The organism is Enterococcus sp. HMSC076E04 (assembly GCF_001814285.1).
GTDB classification, from domain to species: Bacteria; Bacillota; Bacilli; order Lactobacillales; family Enterococcaceae; genus Enterococcus_B; species Enterococcus_B lactis.
Genome location: NZ_KV815559.1, coordinates 29669 through 45016, shown reverse-complemented (window position 1 = coordinate 45016; position 15348 = coordinate 29669). Strand labels below are relative to the sequence as shown.

Below are 15348 nucleotides of genomic sequence, written 5' to 3'. Positions count from 1 at the left end.
TCACAAAATTTTTCTTCATACTCGAAACTAAGCGGCTTTTTCACAACCTCTCGATAAACGGTGTTCAAAAGCTTGCATCTGCGGTAATAAGCCCAACCAAACGAAAAATAGGAGGAGCTATTTTTGTTTGGCTGTTCTTATTACTTGATGCAGGGCAGCTTTTTCACAACCTCTTTTTCTGTTTGGATAGATAATGGTCATTCCATTTCTTTGATCATTTTTTTCATTTTATCGATCTCTTCTTCTTGTGCCTGAATGATTTCTTCCGCTAATTTTTTTACTTCAGGATCTTTTAAATCAGCTCGTTTACTTGTCAAGATAGCAATAGAGTGATGAGGGATCATTGCCTTCATCCACGCCGTATCGTTGACAGTTGTTTGGCTTCGTACCATAAATAAGGAACCAGCAAAAACAAGAAGACTTGCCGCTAAAATCATAGCATTTATCTTTTTGTTTTTATACATTTTCCACATGAACAACAACATGATGACTGCCATGACTGCACCCATCATCAGCGCCATGAATACACGTGTGCGACTGAAGAAGATATGGTCGAGCGCATAAACATTCAAATACATCATACCAAACATGACTACCGTCGAAACACCAATCATCAACAAAAACTTCCAATACTTTTTCATTTAAAACAAACTCCTTTTTCTTCATTCCTTTCTTCTATCATGTCATGAACGTGGAGAACAATCAATTAATCTGCACAGATGGTTTTTGAACACCGTTTATCAAGAGGTCGTGAGCCTGCCGTTTAACACTGAGTCACAAGGAACAATTTCAAAAAATAGTTTCTCATGTTTGTTGAATATTGAGACTTGTGACCGAGGAGTTGACAGGAGAACACCGTTTAGTGGAAAGGTCGTGAAAAAGCTGTTCTTATTACCGCAGATGTAAGTTTTTGAACACCGTTTATTCGGAAAAAGGAACTGCAACAATTTTTGTCGCAGCTCCTTTTTCAATAGCTCCAGCTATTCAATATAAATAGAATAAAATTCTCTATTGGTTTCATTCATTCATCAAGACGAAAGCATCGTTCTTTTTTTGATAACTGAAATAAATGAACAGGTAAAGCAGACCGGTCAATACAGTTACCCCAATGGAGTTCGTGAATAGGATACCAAGGAAAATCAACCCTAAGACTGCTAATGCAAAAAAGCTGATTCCTTTGTCCCATAACGTTCCTTTCCTTAGTGCCAGTATAAAGGACGCAGCACTGATAATGATCCAGATCAATAATACTGTATAGGAAAGAGAACCTGCCAGATAGCCAAATAATTTGTCACCGACAAAATAAGAAAGAGCCACACCTAGATAAAGAACACTGGTACAAAACAGCACAGCACGTTGCGGTACTTGATGCTTGTTTAAAACAGCTAGTTTTCTAGAGGAACCTTTTCGATCTTTCAAGCGGAAGAACAAAATCCTCGAAGAAGCATACACACCTGAATTGATAGACGAGAACAGAGCAAGAACAATCACGAAATTGACGATATCTGCTGCAAATGGAATATTCATTTTTTCAAATACCATCACAAAAGGACTAACGTTCGTACCTGCTAATGTATTCCAAGGAAAAATAATCAAAAGCAAAAATAAAGGAATAATGTAAAAGGAAATGATTCTTCCCATAACGCCTTTGATTGCTTTAGGAATCGCACGTTTAGGATCATCTGCTTCGCTTACTGTGATAGCAATCAGCTCAGAACCGCCGTAAGAATAGATAACTACAAGCAAAGAACTGATGATTCCCTTCATACCATGAGGAGTAAAACCACCATGATCAGTCAATTGTTGAAGGGTAGGGAAAACACCAGAACCCAACATTTGCTGACCAACAAGATAAGCAGCAAAAATGATCAATAGGATAATGACACTGATTTTAGCAAAGGCCAGCCAATATTCTGTCTCTGCGAATAATCGTACCGAATAAAGATTGATGATAGTAGTTAAAACAGCCAACATAAAAACAAATACCCAAGCTGGGACGTGGGGGAACCACAACTGTAAAAAGGAAGCAGCTGCAACAGCTTCAGCAATGATATTGATAATCCACATGGACCAGTAGACCCAATCGGTAAAATCGGCAGAATGAGCACCTAGATATGGACGAATCAATCCAGATAATCCGTGGTGCGTATCGCCACCACTTAAAACAATTTTTCCCAGACCTTTCATCACGATATATAAAATCATTCCGCCAATCAAAAAAGCGATCAATACAGAAGGGCCGGCGATTCCAATCGCTTCGCCACTTCCTTTAAATAGACCTGCACCAATCGCTCCACCCAAAGCTAGCATGGTGATATGTCGGGAGCTAAGTTGTTTTTTCAATTTTTTATCTTCCATAAATAACCTCTTTCTTTTAAATTCACAATCAAAATGTATAGTAAGAATAAATAGCAATAATAACAATGACTAATGATAACAAATTTTCAGACAATTACAACTATTCAGAAAACTTTTAGGCATATTTTAATGGAAGAATGATTTATTTCATCGTATTTTCATAGAAATATTAAATTTTTATAAAAATAATAGGAAGCGTTTTACTGGCTTTTTACTATTTAAACAGGCTATCATAGGAAAAAGTGACAGAGAAAGTGAGGCGGAACAGATGAACAAAAACGACGTATTGCTAGTTGCGAAAAATAAATCACTTTATTTTTTTCCTTCCATCCGCTCTTTAGATGTTTGGTCCGGAAAAGATTTACTACAGTCGGAATTCATTAAATCGGCTCGACAACAGTTGGCAAATTATCAGCTGATCGTTTTTTTAGATTATGGATTTGATATGGAGATGGCTCGACGCGTGCGTCCATTTACCAATGCAAAAATCGTGTTATTTTTTTGGAACCACTTCAAAGCAGAACACGAGGCGATGCTGAAACAGGCACAAGATGAACCGTCAATCGATGAGATTTATCATTTTGATTTTTTGGAAGCAAAAGAACTTGGACTAAAACATAATAGTTCCTTTTATTCGAAACATATGGATTTTTCTTCTAGCGAACCAAAGACGGATCTTTTTTTTGGTGCAACAAATAACGGCAGAAAAGAACGGGCAGAAAAATATAAGCAGGAATTTACAAAAAGAGGTGTTACGACCAATTACTTTATTCTTCCGCTTCGAGGAAATGAACAACCTGGATACCTTACTTATGAAGAGTATCTGAAAAAAACTGGGGAATCGAGCGGGATTCTAGAACTGTTGCGGGAAGGGCAGCAAGGAGTGACTTTGCGAACGTTTGAATCTATGTATTTTCAAAAGAAGCTAGTGACAGATAATCAAGCCATAGCTCATTATCAGTTTTATCATCCTGAAAATATTTTTTTGCTTCAAGAACGTGATTTAGATGAATTACCGGAATTTCTGCATACGCCATTTCAGCCAATCCCATCAGAACTGTTGGAATTTTTTGATGCAGAAAATTGGGCAAAACGTTTTTTCACTACTGACTCCGCTATTTATGAACAATATGAATACGATCTTTCCTCTGTTAAAAATAAATAAAAGTGCCAAACAATCATAGATGAAAATAAACAAGCGCAATTCTTATGGCAACATGAGAATTGTGTTTTTCTTTTTGATCTTTCGTGGGGGTAAAAAAATGAGAACCAGCTGCTGATCCAGCTGATTCTCATCAGAGAGCCTTTTATTCTGCGCCAAGGATTCCTTCTTTTGCATGGACTAATTGGGTCAAAAAGGCACAATAGGGTGTAGCAATATCATATTTTTGTCCTTTTCGCCAAACGGCACCATTGATGTAGTCGATTTCAGTCAAACGATGGTTTTTGATCAGGTCTTGGTACATAGATGGGTAATGCAACCCGATGTTGTCAGGATCATAAGTAGAAGCAATATGCTGGTACACTTCTTCTTGATCTAATGTGATTCCTTCTATTGCTGCGATAGAAGCAAACTCAGATACGATCGTTCGAACCATGCCCTCTGCCGCTTTTTGCGCACCTAGTTCAGCAATATTACAATCCAAGATCGTGCATAATCCATTTAATGTTCCGTTTACACAAGCTTTTCGCCAAATGGAATAACGAACATTATGACTATAGATTGGATTCAATCTTGCTTCTTGAAAGACTTCTACAACTTTTTTTGTAAATGCTTCGCCTTCTGGTTCCAAGTTCTCTAGTTCGATTTCTCCATCACCTAATAATGTGACTTTTCCGGGACCAGCTAGACCAGCTGTCCACATCGTGATCCCAAATAAGATATTTTTCTTTGGTACATATTTTTCCAGTACATCTTCATGACCTAATCCATTCAGTAAACACAAAACATAAGTATTCTCAGTAATAATGGATTGGATCGAACGAAACATATCATCTAATTGATTCGCTTTTGTCAAGGCTACGATCAAATCCACGTGTTCGTTGCTTTCGATGATTTCTTCTGGTGAATAGATTGGCAGTTTTGCAACTACTTCTTTGCCATTAAAGTCAGCAATCAATCCATTTGTACGAATGGCTTCAATGTGAGCAGGCCAGCGATCGATCAAGACGACCTCATTTCCGCTTTGATGCAACATCAATCCGATTCGGCTGCCCATTGCTCCGGCTCCAGCTATTGCGATTTTCATGTTTTTTCTCTCCTTTATTCAATGAGTTCCCTTTTAGTATATAGAAAAACAGAAGAAAATAGCATTGTTTTGTTTGAAAAAAGTGAAAAAAAGTGTCTTACTTAAGAAGAAAGTGAGGGATATAGATGGATATTTTAGCGGCAATCGATTCATTTAAAGGAAGTGCTTCTTCATTTGAATTAAATCAGGCAGTTCTAAATGGCTGGGAAGACCGTAAAGGAAGAAAAATCAATGTGCCGATTGCAGATGGCGGAGAAAATACTGCAGAAGCAATCTATTACGCGCTCGGGGGAACCTGGCGTACGATTGATGGGATGGATCTCTTATTTCGTCAGCGAAAAATCACTTATTTATTGACGAACTGGCAAGGAAAAAATACCGCAGTCATTGAATCTGCACAAGTATTAGGATTAGATTTACTTGATAAACCAACGGATCAAACCATCCGACTTGCTTCTAGTTATGCCTTGGGAGAGCTTATCAAAGATGCACTGCTTCAAGAAGTGGAACAAATCATTGTCACTTTAGGAGGAAGCGGATGTAGCGATGGTGGTCTAGGATTACTCCAATCCTTGGGTGCTTCTTTAGAAGGGTACACAGAAGGAAATCCTTTGTTATCTACTAGAAAACTTCATTTGGATCGAAGGAACGTTCTTGTTTCTAAAGCAAAAGTGATCATCGCTGCAGATGTGACCAACCCATATACAGGTCAACAAGGAGCTGCTTGGCAATTTGGAAGACAAAAAGGAGGAACGGATACGACGTTAGCTTTCTTGGATAAACAAGCAGAAAAGATTGCTCAGCAGATAAAAGATGTTTGGGAGGTGGATTTAGATGACATCCCAGGAAGCGGAGCAGCAGGCGGTATTGGCGGAGCCCTTTTTTTGTTAGGAGCGAAGATGGTCTCTGGTTTTGAGTTGGTCAGCCAAATCACTGGATTAGAAAAACAGATCGAACAAGCAGATGTCATCATTACAGGAGAAGGGCGGATTGATCAGCAAACAATCCACGGAAAAGTTCCATATGGCGTAGCAGTGCTTGCAAAAAAATATCGAAAACCAATAATCGCTATTTGCGGAAGTAGGGACCAAGAGTTGGAAGGACTCTCTGATTTTCTCCCTATTGTCTTAAGCATTCAATTAGGACCAATCGATTTAGAGGAAGCAATGGAACACAGGCAAACATTAGAAAAAACAAAAATCTTAGGACAGACACTCAGCAGATTTTTCACCATCCTCCCGAAGTAGTTGACAAAATCAATTTCTTTATGCTATCGTAATTTCAAATATAGGACAAAGTGAGGGATCCGTGCATTGAAAAATTAAGTCGATTGATGAAAGCTGCATTCAGACTGTACCTTGTGGAGACAAGGGAGCAGTGTGCAGATTTTCAGGATTGGCTTGGTTCTTTCGATGTATGGGTCTTTTTGTGTGCACCAAACCCTTGCATCCTCTTTAGCCAGTTCTGAAAATAGGACTGGTCTTTTTTTACGAGGTGATGGAATAATGTCTAAAATCGAAATAAAAAATCTGACATTCGGCTATGACAGCCAAGGCACATTATTATTTGAACAAGCCAATCTAAACTTTGACACCCAATGGAAACTAGGACTTATCGGACGAAACGGTCGAGGAAAGACAACTTTACTGAATATCCTGCAAAACAAACTCCCTTACCAAGGGCAAGTGATCCATCAGCAAGCGTTTGTCTATTTCCCGCAGCAAACAAAAGATAAAGAGCGTTTGACCTATTATGTGTTAAATGAGATTACGGATTTTGAGATATGGGAAATTGAAAGAGAGCTCCAACTGATGCAAACAGATCCTGAAATCTTATGGAGAGAATTCAGCACACTATCAGGAGGAGAGAAGACAAAAGTCCTACTGGCACTCTTATTTGTGGATGACACTCATTTCCCGTTAATCGATGAACCAACGAATCATTTGGATATCTCTGGCAGAAAACAAGTAGCGGCTTATTTGAAAAAGAAAAAACAAGGATTCATCGTGGTGAGTCATGATCGGGGATTTATCGATGAAGTAGTGGACCATGTTTTAGTAATCGAAAAGAGCCAACTGGAACTTTATCAAGGGAATTTCTCTATCTATGAAGAACAGAAAAAACTTCGTGATGAATTTGAAATAGCTAAAAATGAAAAATTGAAAAAAGAAGTCAGCAGGCTAAAGAAAACAGCGGCAGAAAAAGCAGAATGGTCTCGTTCCCGTGAAGGAGACAAAACAAAGAAAAAAGTCGGATTCATCGATACGGAATCTAGGCGAGTGAATAAAGGAGCAGTAGGCGCTGATGCTGCACGGACGATGAAACGATCTAAAGCAATCGTGAATCGGATGGAAACCCAGATCAGTGAGAAAGAAAAATTATTAAAAGATATCGAGTATATCGATGCTTTGACGATGAATAGTCAAGTGTCTCATCATAAACGGCTGTTAAGCGTAGAAAATCTTCAATTAGGGTATGAAAATCTGTTATTCGAGCCAGTTCACTTTACGATCGAACCTCATCAGCGGGTGGCAATTTCAGGTCCTAACGGCGCGGGAAAGTCATCCATTATCCATTATCTTCTGGGAACATTCAGCGGCAAGGTTGTAGGAGAAAAATCCCAGCCCAAACATTTGACCATTAGTTACGTACGCCAAAATTATGAAGACAATCGAGGGACGTTGGCGGAATTCGCGGAGAAAAACCGAGTAGACTACCAAGCATTTTTGAATAATCTCCGAAAGCTTGGGATGGAAAGAGATGTTTTTCATAACAAAATCGAACAGATGAGTATGGGGCAACGGAAAAAAGTGGAATTGGCTAAATCTTTATCACAACCAGCTGAGCTATATATATGGGATGAACCATTGAATTATTTGGATGTCTTCAATCAAGAACAATTAGAACAACTGATTTTGAACGTGAAACCTGCTATGTTACTAGTGGAACATGATCAAACCTTTCTAGATAAAGTATCTACTGAGATTATTTCTCTTGAGAAAATCTAAACCTTGTAATCTCAAAGACAACAAGGTATGGTTAAGGAGAACTTTGTCAACGAAGGAGAGAATCACATGCTTTATGTAACGAGACACGGAGAAACAACTTGGAACGCACAAGGATTAGTTTGCGGGCGGGCAGATGTGCCGCTGACTGAAAAAGGACAGATGCAGGCACAGGCACTAGCAGAAAAGGTAGTAGATTTGCCTGTTCCAATTACGAAAATCATCCATTCCCCTCTTCAACGAGCAAGAGATACAGCACAAGCAGTAGCTGAACGTCTCAATTTGCCGATGACCGCTGATGAGCGATTGGTAGAAATGGATTTTGGGGATTATGACGGACTGCCAAGCAAAGATGAAAACTTTCAAAAAGCGCGTTTAGCGTTTGCTGTACGTTTCCCAAATGGAGAGTCGGTCTTAGATGTGTACGCACGAATCGTTCCTTTATTGAAAGAATGCATGGAAGACGAAGAAAATGTCTACTTGTTAGTCTGTCATAATGCCTTGATAAGAGTGATCAATGCTTATTTTCATCCAATGCCTAATGAAGGGTTCTTTACATTCATGGTAGACAATACAGAATTAATTTCTTATGAGTAATTAGACTTTTGTGTTATTTAAATAAAATGTTTCAAGGCACTGCTTTTTCTTAGCAGTGCCTTTTTTGTGGCTGTGTCAATTCTTTTGGCAATATAAATCCAATTTTTAGAAATAAAATTTAATTATTTTAACAAAAGTATTGAAATTTTGTTTCTTTAGATATATACTCTAGTCATAGAAATGAATACGGATACAGAAAAAGAGGGATAATATGTTTGGCTTTTCAATATTTATGAATGATCCTTTGTCAGAAGAGAAGAAACAGTATATCCGCCAAATGGCATCCAATGGCTTTGTCGGTATTTTCACTTCCATGCATATACCAGAAGATGATGTTTCGGCTTATCAAAATCGATTGATCGAACTAGGAAGCGAAGCGAAAAAGAATAAACTAGAGTTGATGGTCGATATTTCAGGAGAAGCATTGAAACGAGCTGGCTTTTCATTAGAAGATCTAACACCCTTGAAAGCAATTGGTGTAACAGGGTTAAGAATGGATTATCATATTTCTAATCAGCAGATCGCCGACTGGTCACATCAATTGAAAATCAGTTTGAATGCCAGCACGATCACGCCTAAAGATATCGATGAGTTGAAAGAAGCAGCGGCTGATTTCTCACAGATCGAAGCTTGGCATAATTATTATCCACGTCCTGAAACAGGGCTGGACAAAGAATGGTATCAGGAAAAAAATCAATGGCTCAAAACTCAAGGATTCCTTGTCCAAGGCTTTGTACCAGGAGATACAGAGTTGAGAGGTCCACTGTATCAAGGATTACCGACTTTGGAAGAACATCGAGGGATCCATCCTCTAGCAGGCGCTCTTGATCTATTAGCAAGTAACACGGATATTGTTTATATCGGAGATGCAGGTCTGTCAGAACACGTTCAGGAGCAATTTGCTTCTTTCCAAAAAGAACAGACAGTCTTGCTGCATACGGAATCTGTAGATGAAGATTTTTACGAATATATATTAGGAAAACATACGAATCGGCAAGATGATGCAAGAGATGTCATACGAAGCGCAGATGCTCGTTTTCGAGAGATTCCGCCAATCCCTGTAAGAAATACAGCTAAGCGTATGAAAGGATCTATTACTTTAGATAACGAAAAGTATTTGCGCTATATGGGCGAGATCCAATTAACTAAATATGATTTGCCAGCGGATGAAAAAGTGAATGTAGTAGCCAAAGTCATCAAAGAAGAACTACCGCTGATCAACCAAATCAAAGCTGGTATGAACTATCAATTTATAAGAAAAGAAGGAAGATAAAAAATGAGCAAAATCAATTTAGAGAACCTAACAACGGAACGCAGAAACCAAGAAACTTTTGGATTAGATGAAATGAGTATTTCTCAAGCAGTCCAACTAATGAACAAAGAAGATCAGAAAGTGGCCGCTGCTGTTGAAAAAGAACTGACAAGTATCGAGCCAGTGATCGCCAACACGATTGAATCCTTTAAAAAAGGTGGTCGCTTGATTTATATGGGAGCTGGAACGAGTGGTAGACTTGGTGTATTAGATGCTGCTGAATGTGTACCGACATTCGGTGTAGAACCGGAAATGGTCATAGGTCTAATTGCTGGTGGAGAAGAAGCAATGACTGTAGCCGTCGAAGGAGCCGAAGATTCTTATGAATTAGGGCAAGAAGATCTAATCAAGCTGAATTTAACAAAAAATGATATAGTTATTGGTATCGCAGCTAGCGGTCGTACACCATATGTGATTGGTGGATTAGATTACGCAAAATCGATTGGTGCTGTTACAGGAACGATTTCTTGCAATAAACAAGCAGAAATCAGCAAGCATGCGGATTTCCCAATTGAAGTCGATGCAGGACCAGAATTTTTGACAGGCTCTACTCGATTGAAGTCAGGAACAGCACAAAAACTGATTTTGAATATGATTTCTACTATCAGTATGATCGGTATCGGTAAAGTATTCAATAACTTGATGGTCGACGTCAAACCAACAAATGAAAAACTAATCGAACGCTCAAAACGAATCATCATGCAAGCGACAGAAGCTGACTACGAAACAGCTGAAAAGTACTTTGAAGAAGCAGATCAAAATGTCAAACTGGCTATCGTCATGATTTTGACAAATAGTGATAAAGAGGCAGCTCAAGCAAAATTAGCTGAAGCAAACGGTTTTGTAAAAGGAACCTTATGAGGGGGAAAAGACCATGGCAAAAAACGAATTGACTTTGGAAGAACTGGCAAAACAAATTTATCAAGGAGCAGGCGGTATGGGCAATGTTGAAAGCATTGTCCACTGCATGACTCGTGTACGTATGAAGGTCATCAATGATGATCTTGTAAATATCTCGGAATTAAAAGCGATTCCAGGAGTACTTGGCGTAGTAGAGGATGAACAGCTCCAAGTCATCATCGGACCTGGGAAAGTGAACAAAGTAGCGCAGGAAATGGTTGACTTAGCAGGCGTGAAATTAGGAGAAAAACTTCCTTCTGCTAGTGCATCTACAGCAAGTTCTTCTGCATCTGGAAAAGACCGTGTAAACGAACGGGCACAAGAAATGAAAGCGGCACAAAAATCGAAACAAAAACCCTCTAAGATCAAATCGGTATTAAAAGACATCTCTAATATCTTTGTACCAATGATCCCTGCATTTGTCGGTACTGGGATCGTGGCAGGGATTGCCGCAGTTTTAGCAAACTTAGTCACAGCTGGAACACTAGACGCAGGAACATGGCAACAATATATCGATGTGATGAACATCTTGAAAAACGGGATGTTTAGCTATCTAGTTATCTATACAGGTATCAATGCTGCACAAGTTTTTGGTGCAACGCCAACGCTTGGTGGAGTTATGGGGGCCGTTGTGATGCTGACAGGGATGAATCCGGAAGCACCACTGAAAAACTTGTTTACCGATGAAGCTCTTACCGCTGGACAAGGCGGGATCTTAGGTGTTATCTTCGCAGTTTGGTTATTGTCAATCGTTGAGAAAAAACTGCATAAAGTAGTACCTGATGCGGTAGATATCATCGTTACGCCAACTCTTTCACTGATTGCCATCGGTCTGATCGAAATTTTCTTCATTATGCCTTTAGCAGGGTTCATTTCTGACGGCATGGTCGGTGGGATCAACTGGGTACTTGGTGTTGGAGGAGCATTTGCCGGCTTCGTTCTAGGTACATTATTCTTGCCAATGGTCATGTTCGGACTACATCAGATTTTGACGCCAATCCATGTACAAATGATTGATGAAACTGGTCGTACCTTATTGCTTCCAATTCTTGCGATGGCCGGAGCAGGACAAGTGGGTGCAGCATTGGCATTATGGATCCGCTGCAAAAAAGACAAAGAATTAACAGAAATGATCAAAGGGGCTTTACCAGTCGGAATCTTAGGAATCGGCGAACCATTGATTTACGGAGTAACATTACCTCTAGGACGTCCATTTATTACTGCTTGTATCGGTGGAGGTATCGGTGGGGCAGTGATCGGAATGATCGGAAATGTCGGAGCAATCGCTATTGGACCTTCAGGAGCCGCTTTGATCCCATTGATCTCTGACGGTAAATGGTTAGGCTATATCCTTGGTTTATTGGCCGCTTACGCTGGTGGATTCGTTGCTACATTCTTCTTCGGTATTCCTAAAGACCGTTTAGAAAAAGAAGAACTAGCGACCGAAACAGCCACAGTAAATGAAGTGCCTGAAAAAGCAGTACCTCAAGCTTCAGCTGAAAGTGTGACTATCCTCTCATCAGTCGCTGACGGAACAGTTGTTTCTTTAGATAAAGCAAGTGATCCAGTTTTTGCACAAAAAATGATGGGTGAAGGTTACTTTGTAGAACCAGAAAACGGACATATCTATTCTCCGGTTACTGGAGTAATAAGTTCTGTTTTCCCAACAAAACACGCTATCGGCATTACGACACCAAATGGCTTAGAAATCTTGCTTCACATGGGCATCAACACAGTTGACTTAGGCGGTACGCCATTCGATGTGAAAGTAACAGAAGGACAGCAAGTGACACCTGATACGCTTGTAGCAGAAGCTGACCTAGAAGCAATCAAAGCAGCAGACAAAGAAACCTCCATGATCGTCTTGGTAACCAATATGGATCGTGTAAAAAACTTTGTCTTGGAAAAAACAGGTAAAGCGAAAGCAAAAGCACCTGTGATGGATGTCAAAGCTTAATAAGATACTTCTGGAAAAAACGTTTATTCGGAAAAAGGGATTGTGACACTTTTTTGTCGCAGCCCTTTTTTTATTTGTTCCAGTTTTTTTATTTTTTAGAAAATGTAGTTCAAGTTAACGCTTCCTTTTAGGGTAAAATTATAGATGTGTCAAAATAAAAATAATTAGGAGATAGCTGTATGAAAAAAATTTTTTCCTATGTCTAGTCACTATCATGCCAGTTATATTGTCCCCAGTAACCATTTTTAGCCAAACAGTCACAGTCAATGCATCAGAAATATCAAGTAATGAAAAAGAAGGAATCAGTACTCTATCAATAACAAGTCCAGTTTTTGACACTGATTATGATAATATTCCAGCTGATATGTTGAATGAGACAGTTCAACCAAGAATTTTAGGTAAAGTTACCGTATTTGTAGCTGGTATAGTAGTAGGCTATATTGTTGATGGAATAATTATTTATAGGACTGGGCAACACCAGTATCACAACATATTGCAAATGCGATGAATGCTGCTAGAATATGGTATAATAATAAATTTACTTCTAACTTATCGACGGTATGCTATGCTAATGGTGGAATATTTTGAGGTAATGGAAGACCTTTTTCAGCACAAATTTAGACGGAGATAATTAATGATGAAAAACAAATGGCAATTAGTAATTGTTTTTATTATGGGTGTATGTATAGGGCTTTTATTGAGATCGTTTCTATAAAAATAAAGAATAATAAAAAATATACAAGTAGTAGCTAAAAATTTTAATAAGCTGAACACTAAAAAATGTATCGAGGTGTCCAGCTTATTCTTTTGTGTTATTTATTTTTTTCTGCCAAAATTTGATAAACGCGTGTCACATCAGATGGTGTTCCCCGTAATTCATAATCTGCCAAGAAAGGAAAGCCGAATCTTTGTGCGTATTGTTTGGCTGTCAGACAATATTGATTGTTGAAGTTTTTATTACCGCTACCGACTACACCAAGGCAAAGTTTGTGATTGTCTTCGTATTCCAGATATTCGCGCATCATTTCGGTCAAGATTTCTGTGTCACCGTTGTCTAACCCATTCCCACCGTCTAAATAAGTAGGAACGAAAGTAAAAAATGGTTCTGTTTCTTTCGTAAAATCACTATTTTCATGGATTTCTTTTAAAGTAACTTCAGGATTGACAGGATCTTCTGCATGCATTTTTTCAGCATATTCTGCTAGATGTTTGGCAAAAGCACGCGTATTTCCTGAAATCGATATATATAAAATGTTCATGGATCATCCCCCAATTCTTTCCCTTTAGTATAGCATCTTTTTAAGTTTTTTGGTGGTGTAATTTGGAAAGGGACTAGGCGCTTTGCTTGTATAATGAGAAAAAAGTCGGTAGAATTATATTTCTATTAAAGTTTTTATTAATTAAGTAAAAATAAAAAAGGTTTGTTATACTTTTTTATAAAAGCGGTTTTACTTTGGAGGATGCTTACATGGATACAGAGCAACAGAAAAAAGGAATTGGTTTGATTCCACTTGCTGCCTTAGTGATTGGTTCAGCGATTGGAGGTGGCGTATTTGGTATTATGACGGACATCTCCGGATCGGCTGGCGGCCCAGCTATTTTCAGCTGGGTACTCGTAGGAACAGCAATGTTGATGCTCTCCTTATCGATCAATAATATCAATAAAAAACGTCCAGATTTAAAAGGCGGGATCTTTAGTTACGCAGAAGAAGGTTTTGGCCGTTTCGCTGGTTTTATCAGCGGTTGGGGTTACTGGCTCACATGCTGGTTAGGAAACGTGGCGTTCGCAACATTGTTAATGAGTGCATTAGGTTATTTCTTCCCCGTATTCGAAGGTGGTCAAAATGTGGCATCGATCGTGATGAGTACGATCTTCTTATGGGGATATGCATGGCTAGTGAATCGGGGAGTTGAAAATGCTAGCTTTGTCAATGCTATCGTCACGTTTTGTAAATTAGTGCCATTATTTTTATTTATTGTAGTAGCTATCAGCACCTTTTCGATCCAACAATTCATTAATAACTTTTCTAGCGATATCATATTGAATGCGAATGGGCAGCCGATCCCGTTTTCTAGTCAAGTATTGAGCTGCATCATGGTGATGCTCTGGGTATTCGTTGGTATTGAAGGAGCTTCTGTCGTAGGCTCACGAGCAAAAAAACAATCGGATGTTGGGAAAGCAACGATTCTAGGGATATTCGGTTTGATCATTATTTACGTCTTGGTTTCCATGCTTCCATATGGCACAATGACGATGAATCAGCTGCAAACGATCAAAGCGCAACCTGCTATGGGATATGTATTTGAAATGATGGTTGGTAAATGGGGGGCGGTCGTGATCAACGGTGGTTTGATCATTTCTTTAGTTGGGGTTTGGCTCTCATGGACGATCTTGCCGATTGAAACAATGGGGAATATGGCTGAGGACGGACTTTTGCCTAAAGCATGGGGAAAACTCAACAAAAATGGTGCACCAACTTATGCTATCGTATTGACGACGTTATGTACGAATGTCTTTTTACTTTCATTATTATTCACTGACAGTGCGTATAACTTTGCTTATACACTTGGTACAGCAGCGATTTTCTTCACGTGGCTTTTCTTAGGACTGTACCAAATGAAGCTTTCTTATCAGCGAAAAGAATGGGTCCAATTTTTAGTAGGGCTTTTAGCAAGTGCTTTTCAAGTATGGGCCATGCTAGTCGTAGCCTTTAATGAAGTGATGCTTGTTCTTGTTCTTTTCTTACCAGGCATTTATTTTTACCTCAAAGCACGTAAAGAGCAAAACGAACCTGTACAACATATCCACTTAGATAAGATTTTACTTATCGGTGTGACGATGGTCGGAGTAATCGCAATGGTTTTATTTGCCACTGGGATGCTTCACGTATAGAAGTATAAAGAGAGGCTGTGAAGCCTGTCGTTTATTCAAAAAAGAAGCGGTGACAACATTCGTGTCACTGCTTCTTT

At 39.0% G+C, this 15348-nt stretch carries 14 protein-coding genes; 10 read left to right on the top strand and 4 right to left on the bottom strand.

Going from position 1 to position 15348, the window contains the following annotated elements; all coding sequences use genetic code 11:
* Positions 1-194 (top strand): hypothetical protein (locus HMPREF2961_RS15495; protein ID WP_218083190.1); only part of this gene is annotated, 194 nt, incomplete at its 5' end.
* 3 nt (positions 195-197) lie between these two features.
* Here the strand turns inward: HMPREF2961_RS15495 and HMPREF2961_RS00815 are convergent.
* Entirely contained in the window at positions 198-641 is a 444-nt protein-coding gene (locus tag HMPREF2961_RS00815) for a DUF305 domain-containing protein (protein WP_070703742.1), read from the bottom strand.
* A 376-nt stretch (positions 642-1017) separates the two neighbouring features.
* A complete protein-coding gene (locus HMPREF2961_RS00810) occupies positions 1018-2358 on the bottom strand; it encodes an amino acid permease (protein ID WP_070703740.1) in 1341 nt (446 codons plus the stop codon).
* A 268-nt stretch (positions 2359-2626) separates the two neighbouring features.
* On the opposite strand from HMPREF2961_RS00810, the gene HMPREF2961_RS00805 reads away from it, so the two are divergent.
* The gene (locus tag HMPREF2961_RS00805; protein WP_070703738.1) at positions 2627-3523 is read left to right on the top strand and encodes a WaaS/CpsH family glycosyltransferase; all 897 of its coding nucleotides are present in this window, start codon (positions 2627-2629) and stop codon (positions 3521-3523) included.
* A gap of 142 nt (positions 3524-3665) precedes the next feature.
* Here the strand turns inward: HMPREF2961_RS00805 and HMPREF2961_RS00800 are convergent, their stop codons facing one another.
* Positions 3666-4607 carry a 2-dehydropantoate 2-reductase gene (locus tag HMPREF2961_RS00800; protein ID WP_065763711.1) on the bottom strand — a complete coding sequence of 314 codons (942 nt, stop codon included), beginning with the start codon at positions 4605-4607 and terminating at the stop codon, positions 3666-3668.
* 125 nt (positions 4608-4732) lie between these two features.
* On the opposite strand from HMPREF2961_RS00800, the gene HMPREF2961_RS00795 reads away from it, so the two are divergent.
* From HMPREF2961_RS00795 to HMPREF2961_RS15265, 7 genes are all read left to right on the top strand, one after another.
* Complete coding sequence (locus HMPREF2961_RS00795) at positions 4733-5854, top strand: glycerate kinase family protein (RefSeq protein ID WP_070703736.1); 1122 nt, start codon at positions 4733-4735, stop codon at positions 5852-5854.
* 258 nt (positions 5855-6112) lie between these two features.
* Positions 6113-7615 carry an ABC-F type ribosomal protection-like protein Eat(A) gene (eat(A), locus tag HMPREF2961_RS00790; protein ID WP_070703734.1) on the top strand — a complete coding sequence of 501 codons (1503 nt, stop codon included), beginning with the start codon at positions 6113-6115 and terminating at the stop codon, positions 7613-7615.
* 66 nt (positions 7616-7681) lie between these two features.
* Complete coding sequence (locus tag HMPREF2961_RS00785; RefSeq protein ID WP_086285811.1) at positions 7682-8209, top strand: histidine phosphatase family protein; 528 nt, start codon at positions 7682-7684, stop codon at positions 8207-8209.
* Between the two features lie 211 nt (positions 8210-8420).
* Complete coding sequence (locus HMPREF2961_RS00780) at positions 8421-9482, top strand: DUF871 domain-containing protein (RefSeq protein ID WP_024636213.1); 1062 nt, start codon at positions 8421-8423, stop codon at positions 9480-9482.
* Between the two features lie 3 nt (positions 9483-9485).
* On the top strand, positions 9486-10382 hold the full coding sequence (gene murQ / locus HMPREF2961_RS00775; RefSeq protein ID WP_002306098.1) for an N-acetylmuramic acid 6-phosphate etherase: 897 nt from the start codon (positions 9486-9488) through the stop codon (positions 10380-10382).
* A gap of 13 nt (positions 10383-10395) precedes the next feature.
* Entirely contained in the window at positions 10396-12378 is a 1983-nt protein-coding gene (locus tag HMPREF2961_RS00770; protein WP_070703730.1) for a glucose PTS transporter subunit IIA, read from the top strand.
* Positions 12379-12592: 214 nt separating this feature from the next.
* On the top strand, positions 12593-12886 hold the full coding sequence (locus tag HMPREF2961_RS15265) for a hypothetical protein (RefSeq protein ID WP_070703728.1): 294 nt from the start codon (positions 12593-12595) through the stop codon (positions 12884-12886).
* 304 nt (positions 12887-13190) lie between these two features.
* Here the strand turns inward: HMPREF2961_RS15265 and nrdI are convergent, their stop codons facing one another.
* On the bottom strand, positions 13191-13637 hold the full coding sequence (nrdI, locus tag HMPREF2961_RS00760) for a class Ib ribonucleoside-diphosphate reductase assembly flavoprotein NrdI (protein WP_070703726.1): 447 nt from the start codon (positions 13635-13637) through the stop codon (positions 13191-13193).
* A gap of 209 nt (positions 13638-13846) precedes the next feature.
* On the opposite strand from nrdI, the gene HMPREF2961_RS00755 reads away from it, so the two are divergent.
* Entirely contained in the window at positions 13847-15271 is a 1425-nt protein-coding gene (locus tag HMPREF2961_RS00755) for a basic amino acid/polyamine antiporter (protein ID WP_002344501.1), read from the top strand.
* Positions 15272-15348: the final 77 nt, after the last annotated feature.

Bases quoted from the DNA above. Each gene is read 5' to 3' on its own strand.
- HMPREF2961_RS00815 (WP_070703742.1), bottom strand. From the start codon at position 641: ATGAAAAAGTATTGGAAGTTTTTGTTGATGATTGGTGTTTCGACGGTA.
- HMPREF2961_RS00810 (WP_070703740.1), bottom strand. From the start codon at position 2,358: ATGGAAGATAAAAAATTGAAAAAACAACTTAGCTCCCGACATATCACC.
- HMPREF2961_RS00805 (WP_070703738.1), top strand. From the start codon at position 2,627: ATGAACAAAAACGACGTATTGCTAGTTGCGAAAAATAAATCACTTTAT.
- HMPREF2961_RS00800 (WP_065763711.1), bottom strand. From the start codon at position 4,607: ATGAAAATCGCAATAGCTGGAGCCGGAGCAATGGGCAGCCGAATCGGA.
- HMPREF2961_RS00795 (WP_070703736.1), top strand. From the start codon at position 4,733: ATGGATATTTTAGCGGCAATCGATTCATTTAAAGGAAGTGCTTCTTCA.
- HMPREF2961_RS00785 (WP_086285811.1), top strand. From the start codon at position 7,682: ATGCTTTATGTAACGAGACACGGAGAAACAACTTGGAACGCACAAGGA.
- HMPREF2961_RS00780 (WP_024636213.1), top strand. From the start codon at position 8,421: ATGTTTGGCTTTTCAATATTTATGAATGATCCTTTGTCAGAAGAGAAG.
- murQ (WP_002306098.1), top strand. From the start codon at position 9,486: ATGAGCAAAATCAATTTAGAGAACCTAACAACGGAACGCAGAAACCAA.
- HMPREF2961_RS00770 (WP_070703730.1), top strand. From the start codon at position 10,396: ATGGCAAAAAACGAATTGACTTTGGAAGAACTGGCAAAACAAATTTAT.
- HMPREF2961_RS15265 (WP_070703728.1), top strand. From the start codon at position 12,593: ATGCCAGTTATATTGTCCCCAGTAACCATTTTTAGCCAAACAGTCACA.
- nrdI (WP_070703726.1), bottom strand. From the start codon at position 13,637: ATGAACATTTTATATATATCGATTTCAGGAAATACGCGTGCTTTTGCC.
- HMPREF2961_RS00755 (WP_002344501.1), top strand. From the start codon at position 13,847: ATGGATACAGAGCAACAGAAAAAAGGAATTGGTTTGATTCCACTTGCT.